This window comes from Caballeronia ptereochthonis, from assembly GCF_001545075.1.
In the GTDB taxonomy this organism is placed as follows: domain Bacteria; phylum Pseudomonadota; class Gammaproteobacteria; order Burkholderiales; family Burkholderiaceae; genus Caballeronia; species Caballeronia ptereochthonis.
The window spans coordinates 215,848-239,149 of the sequence record NZ_FCOB02000007.1 but is presented as its reverse complement, the minus strand read 5'-3'; the positions used below and the strand labels follow the sequence as shown (position 1 = coordinate 239,149).

Genomic DNA, 23,302 nt, shown 5'->3' with positions numbered 1-23,302 from the left:
GGCGTGTGTGGCGCGGGGTCGGGCGCGGCACTTATCTGGGCGCGCGTCCGTTGAAGTTTTCGGCGTCGCTACGCAGCCTGCGTGCGGGGTCGAGCCCGGCGGATATCGCGGAGATGCGGCTGGTCCTCGAACCGGCGTTCGTCGAGCTGGCCACGCGCAAGGCGAGTCCCGACGACCTCGCGGAACTGGAGAAATGCGCGCGGCGCAACGCTACGGCGAAGGACGACGACGAGTGGCAGCAGTGGGATCATCGCTTTCACTTGCTCATCGCGCAGGCCACGCGCAATCCCGCAATCATCGCGCTGATGGATGTGGTCAACGGCATGCGGATGAAGCCGAACGCGCGCGAAAAAACCGCCGATGAAGCCACGCGCCGCCATTTCGCGGAGCAGCATCAGGCGGTCGTGAAGGCGATGGCCGAGCGCGACGGCATGACCGCCGCCGCGCGCATGCGCGATCATCTGCTCAATGTGCAATGGCGAATACCCGCGCAGCGTGAATCGGACGATAGAGTCGTCCGACAGCGGAAGTAGACTGGATTCGCGCGGCGCGTGCCCCTGCGAGAGGAGGTCGCGACGAGATTCACTGCCATGTTCAGGCATACGAGACAAGCCGCCACGTTCGCGCATCTGAGCGATGCGGGGCACCACGACGAAAGCGCGAGGTCGGCCTAGCAACAAGCGAAAAAGCTATGGACGAGATCGCGCTGCGCCGTTGCTTGCCCACTTCTAATTTGGCTAGCGGCGACTGGCTCTCGCCGTTCAGGTTTATTCGATGCGTGCCTCATTCACGGGCTCCTCATTCAACGACAACCGTGCGTGCGGGCGTTGAAGAGACCTGAACAGAAGCTGAAACTCACTTGCGCCATGTCGTCAACGGCGGGAATCGACCCCGCGGTGGACAGGATCGTTGCACGGTACGCACTTCCGGGAGGCGAGCAGAACCACGGACTGTTGATCGATTCGCCGGATCGGCTGGCCTTTGTCGCCTGTCAGGGCAATGACAAGCTGCTCGTGTTCGATATGAGAGCGCAGCGGGTCGTCCAGGCGTTCGACATTGGAAAAGACCAGACGTCCTCGCGTTCGATCCCGCGCTTGGCAGGCTCTATGTGGCCGGAGAAGCGGGCGTTGTCTCAGTCTTGAGTGTCAAAGACTCGAAGATCGCGAAGATCGGCGAGGGCACGCTTGGGCCAAACGCGCATGTGGTCGCAATCGACCCGGCGACGCACCATTCGTTTTTTCCGCTGAAGAACCTTGACGGACGTCCGGTGCCGCGCGTTACGACGCCCGATTGATCGCTGCCGGCTTCAGCCGCAACGGACAGGCTTTGCTCTCCCTGTGTCAGTTCAGGAGGTTGGACCATGAAAACGCTCTCGATCCTTGGAGGATTCCTCTTCACCACTTCGGTCTTGGCCGCCGCTCCGCACGTGAAAGACGGCATGCTGGTCGACGAGCAAGGCATGACCTTGTACGTATTCGGACGAAAGGGCATGCCAGGCGCATTGACCGTGGTACCCGCCGCTAATGATGGGTCGCAATGGACTTTCCAAGGGAAGCCTCTATTTCGCGGCTTAATGGACAAAAGGCCTGGAGATCGATCCGGAGACGGTCCTAACGAAGTCTGGCACAGCGTGCAGATACATTGACGTCCGCGACGGGATTACGTCCGTTCGAGACGAAACCAGATACCGACAACCGGCCTGCCCGTCGGGTCGGCGAAGGCATCAAATTTGCTAGCTGACAGCAATTGGTGTCATCGGTCGTTGACGCCAGCCTCAGCGAACAGCCCCGATTTCCGCGCCACGGCGCTTGAGAGGGCAACATGGAGCCATCGACGCATCCGTCCGGAACGGTGGTGTCAACACTACCGGTAGTGCTCGTCCATTCTGAAGGACGTAAGGCGGCTCAAGCGGGTCATGAGATTGGCACGCTCTGGGAACTCGCCAGACAAATCGCCGAACTCAAGGGCACCCGACTTGCCGGCGAGTTCGACGCGAACGCTGGGTATCCTGCGCATCGTTACCTGATCCCCAACGACACACTGACGCTCGCGCAGGCGCGCACGCTCGGTGTGAGATCCGAGCGCGACCTCTTCGGTGGGGTCGTGCCGTTTCCGTTCGTCGCGACTAAGGTAATTGCCCATCGCCTTCCCGATAACGCGCAGGGTGCACCGACTGGCTGGTCGCGTGAATTCGCCGAAAACACGGTGAAGGTGACGCTGCCGGGCTACTCGGCGTTTTCGCGGGATGACGCTCGGAATGCGGCGCGCAGGCTCTGGCAGGAGGGACGCGTGCGAATCAAGCGGCCCTATGGGATCGGCGGGGCGGGACAGGCACTGGTCGCGGATATGGATGAATTGGACGCGGCGCTCGCCGCGCTCGGCGACACGGCATTAAGAGCCGAAGGCGTGGTCGTTGAACGAGATCTCGATTCAATCGAAACGCTAAGCGTCGGTCAGGTCACGCTCGACGATCTGGTGGCGAGCTACTACGGTGTCCAGCATCTCACCGTCAACAATCACGGCCACCACGTCTATGGTGGCACGGACCTGGTCGTCGTACGCGGCGGCTTCGACATGCTTGGGCGACTCGATGTCACGAGCGATATCCATGAGGCCATCGTCAAGGCGCGGGCTTTCGACGCTGCCGTGCCAAAAGGTTATGCCGGTGTCTTTGCTTCGCGGCGCAACTATGACGTCGCGTGGGGCATCGATGCGCTAGGCGCGCGTCATTGCGGCGTGCTTGAGCAGTCGTGGCGGATCGGTGGTGCAACCGGCGCCGAGATCGGCGCATTGCGCGCCTTCCGGACCAACCCGCGCGCCTGTGCCGTACGAGCCTCGACTCGCGAACTTTACGGAGACGACGCGCAGATACCCGATGACGCCTGCATCGTCTATCGAGGCGTCGACGAGCAGGTCGGGGCCGTAACGAAGTACTACACCGTGGATCACGATACCTTGCAAGGGAGCAGCGACAGATGACAGCGGAGCACTATCGCGTGCAGATCAAGGTCGAGCACGGTCACCTCGACGGCACCTTGCTCGTACCGAAGACAACCGTGCCGGGCGTTCTTTTCGTGCATGGCTGGGGCGGCAATCAGGAACAGTATCTCGAGCGTGCGCGGCAGGCGGTGTCGCTCGGCTGCGTGTGCCTGACCTTCGATCTGACGGGACATGGGCGCACGCTCGACGAACAGCAAAAAGTTACCCGCGAGACCAATCTGCAGGACCTCTTGGCCGCCTACGATCTGCTCGCGGCCCATCCGCTAATTGACCGCGATTCGATCGCTGTCGTCGGCAGCAGCTATGGAGGCTACCTCGCCACCATCTTGACCGAACTGCGCCCCGTGCGCTGGCTTGGACTACGGGTGCCCGCGCTCTACCTTGACGAAGGCTGGAATACGCCGAAGCGCACGTTGCATGTCGAGCATGACCTTGTCGCGTATCGCCGGCGCATCGTGCCGGCGTCGCACAATCGCGCGTTGCGCGCCGCAGCCAGGTTCGGCGGCGACGTGCTGCTGGTCGAATCGGAGCATGACGAGATCGTGCCGCACCCAGTCATCGCCAGCTATCTACAGGCCTGTCTAAAAGCGCATTCGCTCACGTACCGAGTCATCGAGGGCGCGGATCATGGGCTGTCCGACGACGCGAGCCAGCGTGCCTATACGGCGCTCGTCGTGAACTGGCTGGTGGAGATGATCGCGGGCCGTCGGGCGGGACCCCGGGGGGAGGCGCCGGATCCTTCAGGGACATAGGGCGGCCTCAACCCGCCAGTGCAGACCGGGAGGTACCTCCCGATCACGAGATGACCGGACAAGACAAGAACGTGCATTCTTTCCAACTGAGGTGCTACGTGGCTCATTTCCATGTTGTCCGGCTCGCCCACTTGTCGTTGGCTGCATCGGCGCGCTCACCACGCTCGCGCGTGCGGACGAGTGCGATTCGATCAGAGCGGTGACCTGGCCGGAACTCCCGGACGCCTTCGCCTATCGCGGCGATTCGCCCGGCGCCCTCGACGCCGAGGGTTCGCGCGCGGGACGGGCCCGACCATTTGTGCGTCGGCGAACTTGAGGGCATCTGACTAATGCGTCGCTTTCCATTTGACAACTGCAGGATTGACGCGGAGCCGCTGCAGGCGTCTAGAGCGGCGTCGAATGCCATTAATTGGCAGAGAGGGTACGGAAAGGCCGACCGGTCAACGAGAAGAAGCCTGAACCTCCGGGATGCACGCTGGACGCCGTCGATCCGCGACCCAGGAACGGTTTCGATTACTGCGCAGCCATCCGGGCCGCGGTTTCCTTCAGTTGCGACACGAACTGGTCGACACTACACGCTCGACATGGCCATTGCCGCAGGGCGGCGTCATCTCGGCACGTTGAAAGATTCGATCACGCTAGGCAGTGTCGTGCGTCACCACGTGCGCCTGCCCGGCGACATGCAGATCGTCGTGCAGCAGCAGGGCAGCCGGCGGCCCGCCGTGCACGCACGCGGTGCCCCGGTCGTCATCGACTGGGCGCCCGAGGATTGCCAGATGATCCTGCAGGACTGAACGCCCGCCCTGGATTCCGGAGAACAGCATGAAGACACAGTCGCCGACCGTGGAGGACGAACTCGCCCGTCGAAAGCGCCAGGAGCAGCTCGCGCTGCCCGAGTCGCTCGGCGAGTTCGTACGCGAGCAGGCCGCCCTTTACGGCGACAGAATCGCCGCCGTATGGTTCGAGCGCGGCATCAGCATGACGTATGGGCAAATCGACAGTGTCGCCTCCAGGCTCGCGGATTCCCTTGTGCGGCGAGGGATTCGCAAGGGCTGCCACGTCGCGTTGATGCTGAAGAACGCGCCGGAATTCCCTGTGACGTGGATAGCGCTCGGCCGAATCGGCGCGGTGATGGTGCCAGTCAACACCGCCTATACGAACGACGAAATGCGTTTCGTGCTGGAAGACTCCGATGCGCAGTATCTCGTGATCGACGCGGAGTATCTCCCGCGCCTCAGCGACGCGCCCGCGCTACCGAGATTGATCGCGTGGGAGCGCGTGATCGATGTCGGCGAGAGCGGCCATCCTGTGCGCTGGCAGGCGCTCGTCGATACCGGCGACGCCGCGTTCGTGCCAGTGAGTCCCGTCACGCGCAACGATCTGCTCAGCCTGCAGTACACGTCGGGAACGACGGGCTTTCCCAAGGGCTGCATGTTGAGCCACGACTACTGGATGATTCATTGCCACGGTGCGGCGAGGCATCGGCGCGGACCCGAAGGCGGCATCGAGAATGTGTTGATCTGGGCGCCATTTTTCTACATGGACCCGATGTGGCAGTTCCAGGAGAACCTACGGAGCCACCTTTGCGGCGCTCGCGTGCAGCGCAGACGTTGTTCCGCTCTTGCGCAGCAGCCGCAGGTCGAAGGCGGGCAGGGCGTCAAGGCGCCGGCGTCTTCTCCGTGACCGCGACCGGCGCCGAATCGAGGGGCACGATCTCATCGAAATGCGAGTAATCGATGTGACTCACGCCGTTTTCATCGCGCATGATGTCCACGAAGCGGTAATGCCAGAAAATCTGATCGCAAGTCCACAGGTGACGTGCCTGCATGGTCTGGGAAGTCGATTCGTCGACGCCTTCGAGCGTCAGCAGCAGGGTCGTGTCGCGGCCCTTGAGTGTTTCGGCGGTTTCGCCGAACAGTGGACTGCTCTCGTCGATGACGTGCATCAGGCTCCAGCCCAGTTTGAAGACCGGATGCTGATCGCGCACCAGAGTCAGGTCGTAGAGCTTACGCAGCGTATAGCCCTCGACGGTCGTTTCCTGCCGCAGGATGCGCAGCCTGGCGCGTGCTTCGGCGATGACGTTCTGACGGCCGTTGGCGGCGCGCACCATCAGCGTCATCTGACCTTCCAGAGGTCGCACGATCGCATAGCGAGCAAAAATGATCTTTGCGTGCGGGCGTGAAAACCGCGCGAAGATCAGCCCTGTGGCCAACGCGATACTGGACATGCCGACATAGATTTCGAGCGTCGCAATCCAGTGTGCGTAGACGGTTTGCGGATGCATGTCACCGTAGCCGACCGTTGCGAGCGTTTCGACACTGAAGAAGAATGCGCCGCCGAAGCCTTCCGGGAACTGATTGGCGATTGGCGCCGCGCCGAGCATGTAGAGCGTCGCGAACAAAGTGTTCAGCAGCAGAAACAGCAGAGCAAGTGACGCGAAAAACGTTGGCCAGCGGACCATGAGTGCCCGGTGATAGAGATCCTGCCAGAGCGGTGCCGGCAAACCGTGCGCGATGACGACACGATCGTCCATGCGCATTTCGCGGCTGCCGCGCGCACGACGCCGTGGCGTGCGTGCTTCGGCGTCGCCGATGCCCGGAAAACGATCTGACGGTTCGGTAGCCATCGCGTAGTCATCGAGCTGAAAGCGCGCCGAGCGTAGCACGATGTTCGGTGCGCGGAAGATTTGCGGCGCTTCTGGTGAGCGCCGGGTTGCCTGTCGGCCTGGGTGCTTGTTGCCGCGGAGTGCAACCCGCGCGCTTCGCTTTTCTCCTGGCGATTAAAGTTTATCGTAGCACGTCGTTTCCGAGCATCATTTTGCTACGTCAGTGCACGCGCAGCATATCGAGTCGGTGAGCGAGTCTGTCGACAAGTTGACATAAATAGTACCGAAATTATGTCAAAGCCAGATACAAATGTCGGCGCGTCAGCTAAATAGAAATGTCGTGTTTCCTAACCTGACATATCGCTCGTTCTCAAGGTTTTCGGGGTTGGGGCGGCGCAGCCGCCCCCCGTTCCCTCATCGCTTTTGCACTGACTTGCAGAATCGCGTCGTTGATATCGGCAATATCGAGCGCGCGTTGTTTCTTCAGGCCGACGAGTGCTTGCTTCGCCCGCACGTCCTCGCCGCGATGCGTGCGCGAGGGGGAACCGGACGCACGACGATCGTCGCGCTTGGCCTGTACACACAGCGCCACTTCCAAGGCGTGCGCCAGTCGTTTGTTCTCCACCTCGGCACCTTGCTCGATGCGTGCGATGCGATCGTACGACGTGCACGGCAACGCGACACCATCGGCTTGTACTTCCACAGTGCCATCCGGATACTCGATGACTTCGATGTACTCGTGGATCAACGAACGACTGGCCGGTGAGTCCTCCAGCAGATACATCACGCGATCGTATTGCACGGTCAGGGCGTTGGTGACCTTGCGCGGTACGCGATACGACAGAATCTGCCGCAGATCATCGTCCTCACACAGCGGCCGATGTGCGTCGTGATCGCTGCGCGGCACTTTGCCGAAGCGCTCATTGAACTCGGCGATGAAGCAGGGCGCGTAGGCATTGGCGGCCTCGCGCCTGCTGATCCCGCGCAGGCGTAACTCCTTGACCAGCCGGTCCTGAAAGGTCAGATTGGCGCGCTCCACCCGGCCCTTGGCCTGACTGGTGTTGGCACAGAAGGCGTCGATGTTGAGCTCGTACAAGGCGCGCCCGAACTGCGTCACGCCTTTGCCGGCGGTGCCCGAGCGGTTCTTGACGTAGAACACACCCGCCTTGTCGCTGTAAAACGCCACCGGCTTGCCGTGCGCGAGCAGATACTTCGAGAGCGCCTCGAAATAGCTGAAAAGCGACTCGGTCGCGGTGAAATGCAGCGTCATCAAGCGTCCAGTGGCGTCGTCGATGAATACCAGCAGCGTGCAACTCGGCGCACGGTCTTCAAACCACCGATGCTCGCTGCCATCGATCTGGATCAGTTCGCCCAGGCAGCGCCAGTCTCGGCACCGATCTCATAGATGATCGCGGTTGCCAGATTTTCGATGAGCGGTGTGTGGGCGCGCAGGAACGCGTCCCAGCCGGTGTCGCCCCGGGTTAGAAATTTCCGGGCCGCTCCTAGGGTGAGTAATCGGTCCGCAGTGAAATTTTGGGGACGTATTGATGCGCGCGGAACGCACCCACGCGAGCCTGGTTGGCTGAGAGATTTACCGTGACCTGGCAATCCAACCCCGCGATGCTGCACAGATAGCGCGGTAACGGGGCCCATGGATGGTCAGCAGCGTCGTCCCGTCGAAGAGGACGCCGTCCGTCGCCTGCGCGGGTTCAAGGCGCGCGGCGCCCGTCGCCATGTCGAGCGTGCGCGCGACGAGCCTGCCCGCCTCCACCGCTGCACGTAGCTCGGCGAGACCGCTCGCGAGCGTCAACGGCTCCAGCACGAGCTGAATGGTGCCGCCACAAGGCAGGCCGAAGCGATGCGCCTCTTGCGCGCTGACGCCGTACTTCAACGCCTGCGGCCTTTCCTGTTCGATGCCTCGCTGCCGCACGCGATCGATCGGATCGTCTTCGATGCATCCGCCCGACACCGACCCGACCACATACCCATCGGCGCACGGCGAGCATCGCCCCTACGGGACGCGGCGACGATCCCCATGTCTTCACCACCGTCACCAGCAGCACGCGATGCCCGTCTGTCAGCCATCGCGCGCTGCTTCTCAGGACTTCGAGATCCACGCTGTCCATTGACTCGCCTCGCTGCCATTCACCGCAACGGCGCGATACCTTCCGCAACGCCGGCCGGCATGCAGATGTGCTTGATTTCCGTGAAGTCGGCGAGGGCATCGTAGCCGTGCAGGCGGCCGAGACCGCTTTGCCGGTACCCACCCGTTTCCGCTTCGGCAAAGAGCTTGTTGTGATCGTTGATCCACACCGTGCCATTGCGCAGCGCGCGCGCGATGCGAAACGCGCGGGCGCCGTCGTTGGTCCACACGCTCGCGGAGAGGCCAAATACGGTGTCGTTGGCTCTGTCGATTGCCTGCGCTTCAGTGTCAAACGTCTCCAGGGTGACGAACGGTCCGAAGATTTCCTCCTGGCAGAAGAATGCTTTCGGGTCGCTGTGTTCGATGAGCGTGGGCGAGAGGAACGCGTGTCCTGAGCGCGTGCCACGAAGCAGTACGCGATCGGCTTCGTCGCAGGCGCGGGCAATGGTTTGATAGACCGCGTCGCGCGTGGCCGCGTCGATTAGCGGACCGATGTCCATTGCCTCATTGATGCCTTCACCCACTCTCAGTGCTTCGAGCGCACGCGTCAGATGCTCGCGCATCTCGGCCGCTCGGCGGGCATGCACGAGCACCCGGCGCGCAGCAGTGCATTGCTGACCTGAGATGATCGTCGCGGCGCGCGCGATACGCGGCGCGATCGCGACGACGTCCGCATCCTCGAAGACGACACAGCACGACTTGCCGCCGAGTTCCAGCGAGAGCTTCTTCATGCTTTCGGCGGCGGCGGCCATAATCTTCTTGCCCGTCGCGGTCGATCCGGTGAAACTCACAATGTCGACGTCATGCGACTCGACCAACCGTTCGCCTGCCGCATAGCCGATCTCGTGGACGAGGTTCACTGCGCCCTTCGGCAGCGCGGTCTGCTCGAAGCAGCGCAGCATGGCTGCGATAACTAGCGGCGTCTGTGCGGCGGATTTGACGATTGCCGTGCAGCCAGCGGCGAGAGCGGGCGCGAGCGAGCGCACGAGCAACACCGCGGGCGCATTCCAGGGCACAAAGATGGCCGCGACGCCAGCGGCCTCACGCAGCATTGTCGAGATCGTTCCCGGCTCTGATTCCAGCACGTGCCCCGCGATGTGCCGAGCGAGTCCCGCGTAATATCGGACTTCGGAAATTGCGGCTGCGATCTCGCCGCGCGATTGCGCTATCGCCTTGCCGTTTTCGCGCGTCAGCAGGGTCGCAAGCGGCTCGCGTTGCGCATCGAGTGCGCCGGCCCATGCGAGCAGCACGTCCTGACGCAGGCGCGCGTCCTGTGCCCACGTCGTGCGGTCGAACACGTTCCGTGCCGCGGCGATGGCCGCATCGGCTTCCGCCGCCCCGCCGTCGGCGAACTGGCCGATGCTTTCGCCGGTAGCGGGGTCGATACTGTCGGCCGACGGAACGCCGACCCATGCGCCGGCTATCCAGTGTGGTGCTTTCATGCAGTTTCCTTGGAGATATGAGGGGCGTTTGTGCCGGATGCGTTCGACACGCGATGCAGTTCGTCGGCGATGATCTCGATCAGCGCCTCGGCCGCAGCGGACAACGGCCTGCGCGGATGGCTCACGCGCACGATATGCCGCACGATGCGTGGCGCGAGAATCGGATAGGCCCGCAGTGTCCCACGCTGCACGGCCCGCCCAACGGCGATGCGCGGCAGGATCGTCGCAAAGCGAGTGCTCTCCACGAGCTTCACGATCGTGCTGAGCACGTCGATTTCGAAACGCGGCGCAAGCAACACGTCTTCGTGCTGTGCGACGGTATCGAGCACGCCGCGCAGGCCGTGGCGCTTGGTCGGCAACACGAGTTCGAGTTCGGGCAACTGCGCAAGCTCGATCGTGTGCGGCAGGTCAGGGCCGTGCTCGACGCTCGTCGCCAGCACCATTTCTTCATCGAGCAGCGTCTGCGAATCCAGCGACAGGCGCGCGCGGGGCTTGTTGATGAGGGCCGCATCGAGCTGGCCACCCGCGACCCAGTCAATGAAGGTCGCGCTGAAGCCGTCTGCCACCGTCACTTCGACATGCGGATAACGCGCATGAAAGCGCGAGAGCGAATCGGCAAGCACGCTCTCCGTCACCGATGCGATGAGCCCGATGCTCACATGCCCCGTCACCACTTCGTCGCGCTGCTGAAGCTGCTGCCGCGCGTGGGCGAGGTCGCGCATGATCGGCAGAAAGAGGCGATACATCAGGCGTCCGGCGGCGGTCGGCGCCATGCCGTGCGCGCCGCGCTCGAACAATTGCTGGTGCAACTCGTCTTCTAGCTTCGCAATCTGCATGCTGAGTGCGGGCTGCACGATGTTCAGCCGTTTGGCCGCGCGCGTGACCGATCCGTCCTCGAAGAGCGCGATGAAGTACTGGATTTGCTTGAGGTCCATTTCTCGTTCGGATTGGCATCAATAAGACTAATGACATACGACCGCTTTATCAGTCACTGTCCGCTTCTTGGCTTGCCGCCCATTTCCCGCAATGCTCGGCCGTGCGCCGAGGCGCCACCGGTGTATTGATAGCGACTTGAAAGACCGGTGTCATTGGTGCTAACGCTGATATCAACATTAATGATTCAAAACATCAAAAAACAGTATTAGAACTTATATCGCGATCTCGCTACGCTTCATTTCATCCGTTGCCGCGGCGCTCCGGCCGCCAAAACGCAAGGGACCGATGGAGACGCAGATGAATATTCGCGACGCCGCGACGCACCGCACCTTTTCCACCTTTGCTCTTCCGTGGGCCTCGAATCGCTCAGAGACGTCAGCGCTCACGCTGCGCGACTGGCTCGCGCATCTTGCGAAGACCGGCCGCCTGGCGACCATCGAACGGCCGGTTGCGCTCGAGCACGAACTCGCCGCAATCGCCAAACGGCTCGACGGTACGCAGGCCGCTTTCTTCACGCATCCCGGCGGCAAGGGCGTGCCGGTCGTCTCCGGCTTCATGTCGAAGCGCGGCTGGATCGCGGAGGCGCTGGGCGTCGAGGAAGCGGGCCTGCTCGCGCGCTTTTCGGCGGCGGTCGCGCAGCCGATCGCATCGAGGGTGGTCGATCGAGCGGACGCGCCCTGTCAGGAGATCGTTCATACGAACGGCATCGACCTGCACGCATTGCTGCCGATTCCCACCCACAGCGAACACGACAACGGCCCGTACATCACGGCGGGGCTCGTCATTGCGCGCAATCCGCGCACCGGCGTGCAGAACGTGTCGATCAACCGCATTCAGGTGCACGGCCCGGACCGCATGGCGATCCTGCTCCTGCCGCGCCATCTGTACGCGTTCCAGAAGGCCGCGGAGGAAGCGGGCGATGCGCTCGACGTGGCCGTCGCGATCGGCGTCGATCCGCTGACGATGCTCGCCTCGCAGGCGATCACGCCGATCGATCACGACGAACTGGAGATCGCCGGGGCGCTGCATGGCGCGCCGCTGCCGGTCGTGAAATGCGTGACAAGCGCCGTGCATGTGCCGGCGTTCGCCGAGATCGTCATCGAAGGGCGTATTCTGCCGAACGTGCGCGAGCCGGAAGGCCCGTTCGGCGAGTTCCCCAAGTATTACAGCGCGAAGGAAGCGCGCGAGGTGATCGAGGTGGCTGCACTCACGCATCGCCGCGACCCGGTCTTTCATACGATCGTGCCCGCCGAGATGGAGCACCTGTTACTCGGCGCGATTCCCCGCGAAGCGACGCTGCTCGCGCATCTGCGACGCAGCCATCCGGGTGTCGCGGATGTGCATCTGTCGGTCGGCGGCGTGTGTCGTTATCACCTCTGGGTGCAGTTCGAAAAGAAGCGGGAAGGCGAAGCGAAGAACGTGATCCTCTGCGCGTTCGGCGCGCATTACGACATCAAGCAGGTCGTCGTCGTCGATACCGATGTGGACGTGCACGATCCCGCCGAAATCGAATGGGCGATCGCGACGCGCTTTCAGGCCGATCGCGATCTCGTCGTGATCGAGGGGGCGCAGGGTTCGCCGCTCGATCCCTCCACGACGGTGGGCCAACCGGCGGACGCGCCGCCGCATCTGCAAGGCGTGAGCGCGAAGATGGGTCTCGACGCGACGCGCCCCGTGGTCTATCCGGAACATGTGTTCACGCGCGTTCGCATTCCCGGGCAGGAGACGGTCGACCTCGACGCGCTTGTCGCCGCCGACAACGCAGCTTTCGAAGCCTACCTGGGCCGCGACCATGACTGAGCGAAACAAGTCGCGCATCGTCGTCGGCATTTCGGGCGCAAGCGGCGCGGTGATCGGCGTGCGCCTGCTCGCCGCGCTGCGTCGGCTCGGCACGCACGAGACGCATCTCATCGTGTCGGCGTCGGGCGCGGTGACGGCCGCACAGGAACTCGGCCTCGCGCGTGGCGATCTCGAAGCCGTTGCCGATGTCGTGCACAACGTGCGCGATATCGGCGCGGCCGTGGCGAGCGGATCTTTTCTGACCGACGGCATGGTGATCGCGCCATGTTCGATGAAAACGCTTGCGGGCGTCGCGAACGGCTTCGCGGACAACCTGCTTACGCGTGCCGCCGATGTGATGCTCAAGGAGCGCCGCCGCCTCGTGCTGGTCGCGCGCGAAACGCCGCTCAATCTCGCGCATCTGCGCAACATGATCCTCGCCACCGAGATGGGGGCGATCGTTATGCCGCCGGTGCCCGCGTTCTACGCGCATCCGAAGACGATCGAAGACGTGGTCGATCACACGGTCGGCCGCATTCTGGATTTGTTCGGCATCGAGCACGGCGAGATCGCGCGCCGCTGGAGCGGCCTCGCCGATGAATTCGGCGGCCGCGCCGCAGGCGAGGAGTAACGTCATGAATCAGCGCGAAACCGCATTCGCCCACATGGACGCGCGCGTCGCCGACAACCAGGCGCGCGAAGCGACTGCGCCGCAGCGTCACATCGGACGCCCGATGCAGCGCCTCGAAGACCCGGCGATCCTGACGGGCCGTGGCCGCTATGGCGACGACATCGCTGTAAAGCCGGGCACGCTGCACGCCGCGATTCTGCGTTCGCCGCACGCGCACGCGGATATCCTGTCGATCGATACGGAAGCCGCATCGAAACTCGCGGGCGTGCGCGCCGTTCTCACGCGCGACGATTTGCGTCCGTGGTCGCGACCGTTCGTCGTCGGCGTGAAATCGCCGATGGAACAGTGGGCGCTCGCGATGGACCGCGTGCGCTACGTCGGCGAGCCGGTCGCGGTCGTGATGGCCGAATCGCGTGCGCTCGCGGAAGACGCGCTCGATCTCATCAGGGTCGACTACGCGATGCTCGATCCCGTGACGTCGATCGAACAAGCCGCGAAGGACGACGCGCCGGTGCTGCACGAACGCGTCGGCAGCAACGTCATCAGCGACCGGCACTTCCGCTACGGCGAGCCGGAAGTGGCCTTCGAGCGGGCTCCGCATCGCGTGAAGCTGGTCGCGCATTATCCGCGCAACACCTGCGCGCCTATCGAGTGCGGCGTGGTCATCGCCGAGTATCTGTCGGGCGATGAAGGCTACGACGTCACGTCGAATTTCATGGGGCCATTTTCGCTGCACGCCGTCATGGCAATGGCTTTGAGCGTGCCCGCCAATCGCCTGCGTCATAAGGCCCCGCGCGATTCTGGCGGCAGCTTCGGCGTGAAGCAGGCCGTGTTTCCGTATGTGGTGCTGATGTGCCTCGCATCGCGCAAGGCGGGCGCGCCGGTGAAATGGGTCGAGGACCGGCTTGAGCATTTGAGCGCGGCGACATCGGCGACGGCGCGCGTCTCGGCGATCGAAGCGGCCGTGGAAGCGGATGGCCGCATCGTCGCGCTGTCCTACGATCAGTTGGAAGACGTCGGCGGCTACGTGCGCGCACCCGAGCCCGCGACGTTCTACCGGATGCACGGCTGTCTGACGGGTGCGTACGCCATCCCGAATCTCCTCGTGCGCAACCGGGTCGTGCTGACAAACAAGACGCCAACCGGCCTCGTGCGCGGCTTCGGCGGACCGCAGGTGTATTTCGCGCTGGAGCGGCTGATTCAGCGCATCGCCATCGAGCTGAAGCTCGATGTGCTCGACGTGTATCGCCGCAACTTCGTTCCCGCCGATGCGTTCCCGTATCGCGCGGCAGCGGGCGCACTGCTCGATTCGGGCAACTATCAGGAAGCGCTGCGCCGTTCGATCGACGATGGCGGATACCGCGAACTCGTCGCGCGCCGCGACGCCGCGCGCGGCGAAGGGCGGCTGTATGGCATAGGCTTCGCGGCGATCGTGGAGCCGTCGGTCTCGAACATGGGCTACATCACGACCGTGATGCCCGCCGACGCGCGCAAGAAAGCAGGACCAAAGAATGGCGCGATCGCGAGCGCGACCGTCAGCGTTGACCTGCTCGGCGGCGTGGTGGTGACGATCGCATCGACGCCCGCGGGCCAGGGCCACATGACAGTGTGCGCGCAAGTCGTCGCCGACGTGCTCGGGCTCGATCCGAAGGACATCGTCGTGAACGTCGAATTCGATACGCACAAGGACGCCTGGTCCGTCGCGGCGGGCAATTATTCGAGCCGCTTCGCGGGCGCGGTGGCGGGCACGGTGCATCTCGCCGCGACGCGCGTGCGCGACAAGCTCGCGCGCGTGCTCGCGCAGCAGTTCAACTGCGCGCCCGGCGACGTGCGCTTCGAAGGCGCGCGCGTCTTTCCGCACGGCGCCGAAGACCGCGCGCTGCCGTTCGCGCGCGCCGCGAGCAATGCGCCGCACTGGGCGCCCGCGCTCTTACCTGAAGGCGAAGAGCCGGGCCTGCGCGAAACCGTGTTCTGGTCGCCGCCGCACATGGATGCGCCTGACGAACGGGCCCGCATCAATACATCGGCGGCGTATGGCTTCGCGTTCGACATGTGCGGCGTCGAAGTGGATCGCGCGACGGGACGCGTGCGCATCGACCGATATGTGACCGTGCACGACGCCGGCACGATCCTCAATCCCGCACTCGCCGATGGCCAGATTCGCGGCGCGTTCGCGCAAGGTCTCGGCGCGGCGTTGATGGAAGAGTTCCGCTATGGCGCGGACGGCAGTTTCCAGTCCGGCACGCTCGCCGACTACCTGATGCCGACAACCTGCGAAGTGCCCGATCCGCTGATCGTGCATCTAGAGACGCCTTCGCCTTTCACGCCGCTTGGCGCGAAAGGTCTCGGCGAAGGCAACAACATGAGCACGCCGCCATGCATCGCGAATGCGGTGGCGGATGCGCTCGGCGTCGAAGACATTCGCCTGCCGCTCACGCCGCCCAGAGTGATGGCGATGATCGGCATGGACGATCCCGAACCGTCGCGGCCGGAATATCGCGAAGCGCCCGCCACGAAGCCCGCGACGCCAGGCGGCGGACGCGCACTGACGGCGCAGGGCGCTGTCGATTTGCCCGCGACGCCCGAAGCTGTGTTCGCCGTGCTGCTCGATCCGAAGGCACTCGCCAACGTCATTCCCGGCTGTCACACGCTCGAAGAGACGGCGCCGAACCAGTACCGCGCGGACGTGACCGTCGGCGTCGGCATGATCAAGGCGCGTTTCGAGGCGCGTATCGGCTTGTCGGAGATCGATGCGCCGCGCCGCCTGCGACTCGCTGGCGCGGGGATCTCGCCGCTCGGCAGCGCGCGCGGCAGCGGTCTCGTCGAACTGACGCCGCAAGGCAGCGGCACGCGGCTCACGTACGACTACGAAGCGCAGGTGTCAGGCAAGGTCGCGGCGGTCGGCGGCCGCATGCTCGAAGGCGCGGCGAAGGTCGTGCTGAAGCAGTTGTTCGAATCGCTCGGACGGCAGGCGGCGGGCAAGCCGGTGCAAGCGCACGGATCGTGGATCGCAAGACTCCACGCACGTTTCAGGAGACACGCATGAAGCCTGCACCGTTCGATTACCTGCGCGCGATGACCGCGCAAGACGCGCTCGACGCGCTCGCGCAATACGGCGAAGACGCCCGCGTGCTGGCGGGCGGCCAGTCGCTGATGGCCGTGCTCAATATGCGGCTCGCGCAGCCGAAGGTGCTCGTCGATATCTCGCGCACCGCCGAACTCGATGCCGTACGCGTGGACAAGCAGGCGGGGCATCTCGTCGTCAACGCCGCGGCGACGCAAGGCAGCGTCGAATGGCGCAGCACGCTCACCGACGAAGTGCCGATGCTCGCGATGGCGTTCCCACATATCTCGCACTTTCAGATCCGCAATCGCGGGACCGTATGCGGTTCGATCGCGCATGCGGATCCGAGCGCGGAGTTGCCGCTCGTGCTTTCGGCGATCGGCGGCGACGTGATGCTGCGCTCGAAGAAGAAAAAGCGCGTGCTCGCGGCGCAGGACTTCTTTCAAGGCATGTTGATGACGGCGCGCGAACCGGATGAACTCGTGGAGTCCGTGCGCTTTCCGCTGAAGAAGCCGGGCGAGCGTTACGCGTTCACTGAATTTTCCGCGCGTCACGGCGACTTCGCGATGGTCGCGTGCGCGGCGGTCGTGACGGACGACGCGATCCGCATCGCGGTGGGCGGCGTCGCGGACCGGCCGACGGTCGAAAGCTGGCCGCGCCTCTCGGGCGACGACCTGCGCGGGGCATTGAACGATTTGAGCTGGAAGCTGGGCGCGCAGGACGACGCCCACCTCAGCGCGAAATATCGGCGGCATTTGGTCCGGCAACTCGGATGGCGAGTGATTGAGGAGGCGAAGTGAGCAAGACATCGACGAACATCCTGCGGCAAGGCGAAGCGCAGCGCATCACACTGACGCTCAACGGCCGCGAACGCAGCGGCCATTGCGAGCCGCGCGAACTGCTGTCGGACTTCCTTCGGCACGAACTCGGCGCGACCGGGACGCATGTCGGCTGCGAACACGGCGTGTGCGGCGCGTGCACGGTGCACATCGACGGCGTTGCGGCGCGTTCGTGCCTGATGCTCGCGGTGCAAGTACAGGGAAGGCGTGTCGATACGGTCGAGGGTCTTGCACCCGATCAGACGCTCGGCGACTTGCAGCAGGCGTTCCAGCGGCATCACGCACTGCAGTGCGGCTTCTGCACCGCGGGCATTTTGATGTCGTGTGCGGACTATCTGCAACGCGTGCCCGATCCGAGTGAAGGGCAGGTGCGCGAGATGCTCTCGGGCCATATCTGCCGGTGTACGGGCTACACGCCGATCGTCAAGGCTGTGCTCGACGTTGCGGCATGTCGCAATGGTCGCGTCCGCAGCGAACAAGGCCGGGAGGTCGAGCATGCTTGATCTCGGCCGCACGTTCCTGCAAAGCGTCGAGCGCAGCCCGCATGCGCTCGCGCTCGTCGATGGCGATATGCAATTCACCTACGCGCAGTGGCACCGCGTCATCCTCAATGTCGCCGATGGCTTGCGCAAACTCGGTCTCTCACGTGGCGACCGGCTGCTCGTCGTGCTGCAGAACCGCTGGGAGATGGCGACGCTGCACTGGGCCTGCCAGTTCGCGGGCATCGTGATCGTGCCGCTCAACTGGCGCGCCAAACCCGAGGAACTCGACTACTGTGTGACTGATGCGGGCGTGAAGGCGATCGTCTACGAACCGGTGTGCGCGGATGCCGTCGTGCAAAGCAGCGCGGCGCAAAACGTGCCGCGCATCGGACTTGATGATGCCCAAGGCCGCACGACCTCCTATGACGCGCTGCTCGTCGAACGCGCGCATGCAGGCGAAACCACCGACGCGAATGCAGACGATATCTCGCTGATTCTCTACACATCGGGCACGACCGGCAAGGCGAAGGGTGTGCCGCGCCGTCACCGGCACGAACGCGCGGGCGCGCTCGCGCATGTCGCGCAGAACTTGTACCGACACGGCGAACGCACGCTCGGGGTGATGCCGCTCTATCACACGATGGGAGTGCGCTCGCTGCTCTCGATGGCGCTCGTCGATGGTCTCTTCGTCTGTGTGCGGCGCTGGAACGCGCGGCTCGCGCTCGAGTCTATCGCGAAGCACGGCCTCACGTGCCTGTATCTCGTGCCGACGCTCTATCACGACCTGCTCGCCGATTGCGCCTTCGCGAACATCGATACCTCGTCGGTGAAGAAGCTCGGCTTCGCGGGCGCGCCGATGAGCGATGGCCTGCTCAAGCGCCTCTCGGCAGCGTTCGAGCCGGAATTGTTCGTCAACCACTATGGCTCGTCCGAGGTCTACACGTTCAGCATCGACCAGGACGCGACGAAAAAGCCGGGCAGCGCGGGACGCGCGGGCATCAACACGCGACTTCGCGTCGTGAAGCTCGACGCGAAGTCGCCCGACGATCTCGCGCCGGTGAACGGAGAAGGTCAGATCATCGCGGACCTGCTCGGCGACGAAGCGTTCGAAGGCTACTGGAACCGCCCCGATGCCAACGCGAAGTCGCTGCGCGAAGGCTGGTACTTCACCGGCGACACCGGCTACTTCGACGAAGACGGCGACCTGTACGTCTCCGGACGAGTCGACGACATGATCATCAGCGGCGGCGAGAACATCTCGCCGGTCGATATCGAATCGGTACTTTCGCTGCATCCGTCGGTCGACGAAGTGGCCGTCGCGGGCGTGAAGGACGAGCGCTGGGGCCAGCGCGTGGTCGCATTCATCAAGCGCCGCGATTACGTCGATTCAGCCGCGCTCGACGCATGGTGCCGCGAGTCGGACCTCGTCAACTTCAAGCGTCCGCGCGACTACGTGTTCGTCGACGAAATTCCGAAATCGCCGGTCGGCAAGATCCTGCGCCGCAAGCTTTCCGCAGGCGAATATCAATGCGATGACGGTCCGTCCGCATTCGCTGCACACCCCACCGAAATCACGAAGGAGTAGACCAACATGACCGATTTGATCCATCGCGGCCAGGCACTGTTGCAGGACCTCGACGGCTTCTCGATCGAGATAGACGCCGGGCGCGAGCGTGCCGACATCATCCTGCATCGCCCGCCGTTCAACGTGATCTCGATGCACGCGCGCGACCAGTTGCGCGCCGCGTTCGAGGCGCTCGATGAAGACGACCGCGTGCGCGTGATCGTCGTGCGGGCGAAGGGCGAGCACTTTTCGAGCGGCGGCGACATCAAGGGCTTTCTCGAAGCTTCGCCCGAGCATGTCTCGAAGCTCGCCTGGAATATCGCCGCGCCCGCGCGCTGCTCGAAGCCGGTGATCGCGGCCAATCGCGGTTTCTGCTTCGGCGTGGGCTTCGAGTTGTCACTTGCGTGCGACTTCCGCATAGCGACCGAGACCACATTCTATGCGCTGCCAGAACAGAAGCTCGGGCAGATTCCGGGCTCGGGCGGATCGGCGCGCTTGCAGCAGATGGTCGGCATCGGCAGGACCAAGGACATCGTGATGCGCTCGCGCCGCATACCGGGCAAGCAGGCGTACGAGTGGGGCATCGCGGTCGAGTGCGTGCCGGATGCGGAACTGGAAGCCGCCACCGATGCACTCGTCAACGAGTTGCGCACGTTCTCGCCGCTCGCGCAACGCACGGCGAAGAAGCTGCTCAACGATTCCGAAGATACGCCGCTCTCGATCGCGATCGAACTCGAAGGGCATTGCTATAGCCGTCTGCGGACCTCGGACGATTTCCGTGAAGGCGTCGAAGCGTTCCATGGCAAGCGCAAGCCAGTGTTCCGCGGTTCCTGAGAAGCCGGCAAAAGACGAGGAGACAGGCAAATGGATCGTTTCGACTACGTGATCATCGGTGGCGGATCGGCGGGATGCGTGCTCGCGCATCGGCTGTCGGCGGTACCGTCGCTGCGCGTCGCGTTGATCGAGGCGGGCGCGGATACACCCCCGGGCGCGGTGCCCGCGCATATCCTCGACAGCTATCCAATGCCCGTCTTTTGCGGCGATACCTACATCTGGCCGGATCTGAAAGCGAAGGCGACGAAGACATCGGCGCCGCGCGTGTATGAGCAGGGCCGTGTGATGGGCGGCGGGTCGAGTATCAACGTGCAGTCGGCGAATCGCGGCCTGCCGCGCGACTACGACGAGTGGGCCGCGAACGGCGCGCCGGGCTGGGCATGGGACGACGTGCTGCCCTATTTTCGCAAGCTCGAGCGGGATGTGAATTTCCCCTCTGGCGAGTTGCACGGCAGCGATGGGCCAGTGCCGATCCGCCGCATCATGCCGGAAGACTGGCCCCCATTCTGTCACGCGTTCGCCGATGGTCTGCGCGCGAACGGCTTTGCCACCTTGCAAGACCAGAATGCCGAGTTCGGCGATGGCTTGTTTCCCGGCGCGTTCTCAAATATCGACGACAAGCGCGTGTCTACCGCTGTCGCGTACCTCGACGAAGCGACGCGTAAGCGGCCCAATCTCACTGTGTATCCGAACCTGCGTGTCGAGCGAATCGTGATGGAAGGGACCGCCGCTCAGGGCGTGGTCGCGGTGGCGTCCAACGGCGAGCGGGTACATCTGGACGCCGATGAGGTCGTGATCTGTGCGGGCGCGCTCCAGTCGCCCGCGTTGCTGATGCGAGCGGGCATCGGCTCGAAGCATGAGCTCGGCGAGCTTGGCATTGGATGCCTCGTCGACCTGCCCGGCGTCGGGCGCAATCTGCAGGATCATCCGTCGCTCACCTTCTGCCATTTTCTCGAACCGCGCTTTCGTATGCCGCTTTCCCGGCGCCGCGCAAGCATGACAGCGGCTCGTTTCACGTCGGGCGTTGATGGCGGCGAATCGTCGGATCTGTATCTGTCGAGCGCGACGCGTGCTGCATGGCATTCGCTCGGCAACCGGCTTGGTCTCTTCTTTCTCTGGTGCAATCGGCCGTATTCGCGCGGCCGCGTGCAACTCGTTTCATCCGATGCAGCGGTCGCACCGCGTGTCGAACTCAATTTGCTCGACGATCAACGCGACCTCGATCGGCTTGCGGTTGGCGTACGGGTGCTCGCGAAGATCGTCGCGGCATCGGGCCTCGGACACGATCAGCGCGATTTCTTTCCTGCGGCATTTTCGCCGCGCGTGAAGGCGCTAAGTCGTATTGGCGAGGGCAACGCGCTGCTCACTTCGATGCTCGGCACGCTTCTCGATACGCCCGCGCCGATCCGCCGCCTGCTGATCGAACGCTTTTTCACGCGGGGGCTCAGGATCTCCGAGCTACTCGCCGACGAGCGCGCGCTCGCGGATTTCATCCGCGCGAACGTCTTCGGCGTATGGCATGCGAGCGGAACGTGCCGCATGGGCGACGCGCACGAGCGAAGCGCCGTGACCGACACCGAGGGCAGAGTCCACGGAACGCGAGGCTTGCGAGTGGTTGATGCATCGCTGATGCCGCGACTGCCTTCGGCGAATACCAATATCCCGACCATCATGATTGCCGAGAAGATCGCCGACGCAATGGTCACGAGACGCGCAGGCAGCGCATCGACAACGACGACGCTCGCCGCCGGGCACTGACGAGTTTCTTTAACGGCAATAAGAGCACGCCACAACAACGTGCCTTCAACACGGGGTCGATCGAGAGATGACCCGGTGAATTCAAGGAGATGGAAATGTCCGTAGCAGCGCAAAATGGCGCCGCCGCACCCGCTGTCGATCAGCGACAGGTGATGGGCGCAGTGGTAGCTTCGTGTCTCGGCTGGGCACTGGATTTGTTTGATCTGTTCGTGCTGTTATATGTCGCGCCAGTGGTGGGGCGTCTTTTCTTCCCCTCCGAGCACGCGATGCTTTCTCTCGCCGCCGTCTATGCATCGTTCGCCGTGACACTGCTGATGCGCCCACTCGGCTCCGCGCTCTTCGGTTCTTACGCCGATCGCCGTGGCCGTAAAGGCGCGATGATCATGGCGGTGGTCGGTGTCGGCCTGTCGACGGCCGCCTTCGGCCTGCTGCCGACCGTCGCTCAAGCCGGCCTGCTCGCGCCGATTCTCTTCCTCTTGCTGCGCCTCATCCAGGGCGTGTTTGTCGGCGGCGTGGTTGCTTCCACGCACACCATCGGAACGGAATCCGTCGCGCCGAAGTATCGCGGCGCGGTGTCGGGACTGATCGGCGGCGGGGGGGCGGGGCTCGGCGCGCTGCTCGCCTCAGTAACGTTCCTCGCGATGTCGGCGCTTTTCCCCGGCGATGCATTTGACGTGTGGGGCTGGCGCTGCATGTTCTTCACCGGCATCATCAGTTCGGTGCTTGGTCTCTTCGTGTTCAACAGCCTTGAAGAGTCGCCTCTGTGGAAGAAGCTCGCCGCCGAAAAGGCTGCGAGGGCCACCGCGCAGGTCAAGAGCGCGCCCGTCGAAGTCGTGCGCTCGCCGCTAAAGACGCTGTTCTCGCGCGACTATCGCAAGATCCTTTTCGTCAACCTGCTCCTGACGATCGGCGGCGGCAGCGGCTACTACCTGACATCGGGTTACCTGCCGACGTTCCTGAAGGTAGTTAGCCACGCACCCAACGGTGCGGCCGCGGCGATCCTGATGATCTGCAGCATCGCGGTCGTGATCGCATCGATCGCGGCAGGGCACCTCAGTACGTTCATCGGCCGCAAGGGTGCGTTCGTGTGGATCGGGCTGATCCGGCTCGTCGCGTTGCCCGCGCTATTTCTGCTGCTGCCTACCGCAGACAGCATCATGATGGTCGGCGTCTATGCAGTCCTTCTCAGCGCGCTCGGCAGCGCCGGCTATGCGCCGATCCTGATCTTCCTTAACGAGCGCTTTCCGACCTCGATCCGGGCGACCGGCACGGGCCTCTCCTGGAATATCGGCTTCGCGATCGGCGGAGTGATGCCGACGGCCGTGTCGCTGGTAGCGAAAGACGCGAGCCAGTTGCCGATGACGCTAGCCATCTTCGTCGGCGCGATCAGCGTGATCTTTCTCGTGGGCGCATTCGCCGTGCCCGAGACGCTCGGCAAGCTCGAAGGCGGTTCCGCGCGCAGTCCCTCCTGAG

General features: G+C 63.9%; 18 protein-coding genes and 3 pseudogenes. 16 read left to right on the top strand and 5 right to left on the bottom strand.

Translation table 11 applies throughout. The features are described 5' to 3' along the window. The 7 genes and pseudogenes from AWB83_RS09980 to AWB83_RS09950 all read left to right on the top strand — a co-directional run. Positions 1-533: FadR/GntR family transcriptional regulator (locus tag AWB83_RS09980; protein ID WP_087044793.1), on the top strand; the 533-nt coding region annotated here is incomplete at its 5' end. A 351-nt stretch (positions 534-884) separates the two neighbouring features. After that, positions 885-1,294 (top strand): annotated as a pseudogene (locus AWB83_RS09975) (YncE family protein); the annotation flags it as partial. 66 nt (positions 1,295-1,360) lie between these two features. Next, on the top strand, positions 1,361-1,645 hold the full coding sequence (locus tag AWB83_RS09970) for a COG4315 family predicted lipoprotein (RefSeq protein ID WP_087044736.1): 285 nt from the start codon (positions 1,361-1,363) through the stop codon (positions 1,643-1,645). Positions 1,646-1,821: 176 nt separating this feature from the next. Beyond that, the gene (locus AWB83_RS09965; RefSeq protein ID WP_087044734.1) at positions 1,822-2,979 is read left to right on the top strand and encodes a DUF3182 family protein; all 1,158 of its coding nucleotides are present in this window, start codon (positions 1,822-1,824) and stop codon (positions 2,977-2,979) included. Further along, complete coding sequence (locus AWB83_RS09960; protein WP_087044732.1) at positions 2,976-3,752, top strand: alpha/beta hydrolase family protein; 777 nt, start codon at positions 2,976-2,978, stop codon at positions 3,750-3,752. Before AWB83_RS09965 ends, AWB83_RS09960 begins: the two co-directional genes overlap by 4 nt. 584 nt (positions 3,753-4,336) lie before the next feature. Then, complete coding sequence (locus AWB83_RS09955; RefSeq protein WP_244197654.1) at positions 4,337-4,546, top strand: TOBE domain-containing protein; 210 nt, start codon at positions 4,337-4,339, stop codon at positions 4,544-4,546. Positions 4,547-4,574: 28 nt separating this feature from the next. Then, entirely contained in the window at positions 4,575-5,435 is an 861-nt protein-coding gene (locus AWB83_RS09950) for a class I adenylate-forming enzyme family protein (protein WP_244197653.1), read from the top strand. Here the strand turns inward: AWB83_RS09950 and AWB83_RS09945 are convergent. The 5 genes and pseudogenes from AWB83_RS09945 to AWB83_RS09920 all read right to left on the bottom strand — a co-directional run bounded on the left by AWB83_RS09945 (position 5,410) and on the right by AWB83_RS09920 (position 10,877). Next, positions 5,410-6,378, bottom strand: coding sequence for an ion channel (locus AWB83_RS09945; protein ID WP_087044790.1), 969 nt, complete (start codon positions 6,376-6,378; stop codon positions 5,410-5,412). The two genes, AWB83_RS09950 and AWB83_RS09945, sit on opposite strands and share 26 nt — an antisense overlap. Before the next feature lie 349 nt (positions 6,379-6,727). Continuing rightward, positions 6,728-7,735, bottom strand: a pseudogene (locus AWB83_RS09940) (ISNCY family transposase); the annotation flags it as partial. A gap of 214 nt (positions 7,736-7,949) precedes the next feature. Then, positions 7,950-8,483, bottom strand: a pseudogene (locus AWB83_RS09930) (XdhC family protein); the annotation flags it as partial. A 19-nt stretch (positions 8,484-8,502) separates the two neighbouring features. Continuing rightward, positions 8,503-9,942, bottom strand: a complete 1,440-nt coding sequence (locus AWB83_RS09925; protein ID WP_087044728.1) for an aldehyde dehydrogenase family protein — start codon at positions 9,940-9,942, stop codon at positions 8,503-8,505. Continuing rightward, entirely contained in the window at positions 9,939-10,877 is a 939-nt protein-coding gene (locus AWB83_RS09920) for a LysR family transcriptional regulator (protein ID WP_087044726.1), read from the bottom strand. Before AWB83_RS09920 ends, AWB83_RS09925 begins: the two co-directional genes overlap by 4 nt. A 298-nt stretch (positions 10,878-11,175) precedes the next feature. Here AWB83_RS09920 and AWB83_RS09915 point away from each other — a divergent pair, with 298 nt between their 5' ends. The 9 genes from AWB83_RS09915 to AWB83_RS09875 all read left to right on the top strand — a co-directional run bounded on the left by AWB83_RS09915 (position 11,176) and on the right by AWB83_RS09875 (position 23,301). After that, a complete protein-coding gene (locus AWB83_RS09915; protein ID WP_087044788.1) occupies positions 11,176-12,678 on the top strand; it encodes a UbiD family decarboxylase in 1,503 nt (500 codons plus the stop codon). Then, the gene (locus AWB83_RS09910; protein ID WP_087044724.1) at positions 12,671-13,288 is read left to right on the top strand and encodes a UbiX family flavin prenyltransferase; all 618 of its coding nucleotides are present in this window, start codon (positions 12,671-12,673) and stop codon (positions 13,286-13,288) included. The genes AWB83_RS09915 and AWB83_RS09910 overlap by 8 nt, the downstream gene beginning before the upstream one ends. A 4-nt stretch (positions 13,289-13,292) precedes the next feature. After that, positions 13,293-16,334 carry a xanthine dehydrogenase family protein molybdopterin-binding subunit gene (locus AWB83_RS09905; RefSeq protein ID WP_087044786.1) on the top strand — a complete coding sequence of 1,014 codons (3,042 nt, stop codon included), beginning with the start codon at positions 13,293-13,295 and terminating at the stop codon, positions 16,332-16,334. Further along, positions 16,331-17,152: an FAD binding domain-containing protein gene (locus tag AWB83_RS09900; RefSeq protein WP_087044722.1), complete on the top strand. Its 822-nt coding sequence runs from the start codon at positions 16,331-16,333 to the stop codon at positions 17,150-17,152. Before AWB83_RS09905 ends, AWB83_RS09900 begins: the two co-directional genes overlap by 4 nt. Continuing rightward, a complete protein-coding gene (locus AWB83_RS09895) occupies positions 17,149-17,694 on the top strand; it encodes a (2Fe-2S)-binding protein (RefSeq protein WP_087044720.1) in 546 nt (181 codons plus the stop codon). The genes AWB83_RS09900 and AWB83_RS09895 overlap by 4 nt, the downstream gene beginning before the upstream one ends. Continuing rightward, complete coding sequence (locus AWB83_RS09890) at positions 17,687-19,258, top strand: AMP-binding protein (protein ID WP_087044784.1); 1,572 nt, start codon at positions 17,687-17,689, stop codon at positions 19,256-19,258. The genes AWB83_RS09895 and AWB83_RS09890 overlap by 8 nt, the downstream gene beginning before the upstream one ends. 6 nt (positions 19,259-19,264) lie before the next feature. Next, positions 19,265-20,071 (top strand): enoyl-CoA hydratase/isomerase family protein, encoded by an 807-nt coding sequence (locus AWB83_RS09885; RefSeq protein ID WP_087044718.1) that lies wholly within the window; start codon positions 19,265-19,267, stop codon positions 20,069-20,071. A 30-nt stretch (positions 20,072-20,101) separates the two neighbouring features. Then, the gene (locus AWB83_RS09880; protein ID WP_087044716.1) at positions 20,102-21,829 is read left to right on the top strand and encodes a GMC family oxidoreductase; all 1,728 of its coding nucleotides are present in this window, start codon (positions 20,102-20,104) and stop codon (positions 21,827-21,829) included. 95 nt (positions 21,830-21,924) lie between these two features. Continuing rightward, positions 21,925-23,301 (top strand): MFS transporter, encoded by a 1,377-nt coding sequence (locus AWB83_RS09875; RefSeq protein WP_087044782.1) that lies wholly within the window; start codon positions 21,925-21,927, stop codon positions 23,299-23,301. The last annotated feature ends 1 nt before the right edge of the window (position 23,302 follow it).

Bases quoted from the DNA above. Each gene is read 5' to 3' on its own strand.
- AWB83_RS09970 (WP_087044736.1), top strand. From the start codon at position 1,361: ATGAAAACGCTCTCGATCCTTGGAGGATTCCTCTTCACCACTTCGGTC.
- AWB83_RS09965 (WP_087044734.1), top strand. From the start codon at position 1,822: ATGGAGCCATCGACGCATCCGTCCGGAACGGTGGTGTCAACACTACCG.
- AWB83_RS09960 (WP_087044732.1), top strand. From the start codon at position 2,976: ATGACAGCGGAGCACTATCGCGTGCAGATCAAGGTCGAGCACGGTCAC.
- AWB83_RS09955 (WP_244197654.1), top strand. From the start codon at position 4,337: ATGGCCATTGCCGCAGGGCGGCGTCATCTCGGCACGTTGAAAGATTCG.
- AWB83_RS09950 (WP_244197653.1), top strand. From the start codon at position 4,575: ATGAAGACACAGTCGCCGACCGTGGAGGACGAACTCGCCCGTCGAAAG.
- AWB83_RS09945 (WP_087044790.1), bottom strand. From the start codon at position 6,378: ATGGCTACCGAACCGTCAGATCGTTTTCCGGGCATCGGCGACGCCGAA.
- AWB83_RS09925 (WP_087044728.1), bottom strand. From the start codon at position 9,942: ATGAAAGCACCACACTGGATAGCCGGCGCATGGGTCGGCGTTCCGTCG.
- AWB83_RS09920 (WP_087044726.1), bottom strand. From the start codon at position 10,877: ATGGACCTCAAGCAAATCCAGTACTTCATCGCGCTCTTCGAGGACGGA.
- AWB83_RS09915 (WP_087044788.1), top strand. From the start codon at position 11,176: ATGAATATTCGCGACGCCGCGACGCACCGCACCTTTTCCACCTTTGCT.
- AWB83_RS09910 (WP_087044724.1), top strand. From the start codon at position 12,671: ATGACTGAGCGAAACAAGTCGCGCATCGTCGTCGGCATTTCGGGCGCA.
- AWB83_RS09905 (WP_087044786.1), top strand. From the start codon at position 13,293: ATGAATCAGCGCGAAACCGCATTCGCCCACATGGACGCGCGCGTCGCC.
- AWB83_RS09900 (WP_087044722.1), top strand. From the start codon at position 16,331: ATGAAGCCTGCACCGTTCGATTACCTGCGCGCGATGACCGCGCAAGAC.
- AWB83_RS09890 (WP_087044784.1), top strand. From the start codon at position 17,687: ATGCTTGATCTCGGCCGCACGTTCCTGCAAAGCGTCGAGCGCAGCCCG.
- AWB83_RS09885 (WP_087044718.1), top strand. From the start codon at position 19,265: ATGACCGATTTGATCCATCGCGGCCAGGCACTGTTGCAGGACCTCGAC.
- AWB83_RS09880 (WP_087044716.1), top strand. From the start codon at position 20,102: ATGGATCGTTTCGACTACGTGATCATCGGTGGCGGATCGGCGGGATGC.
- AWB83_RS09875 (WP_087044782.1), top strand. From the start codon at position 21,925: ATGTCCGTAGCAGCGCAAAATGGCGCCGCCGCACCCGCTGTCGATCAG.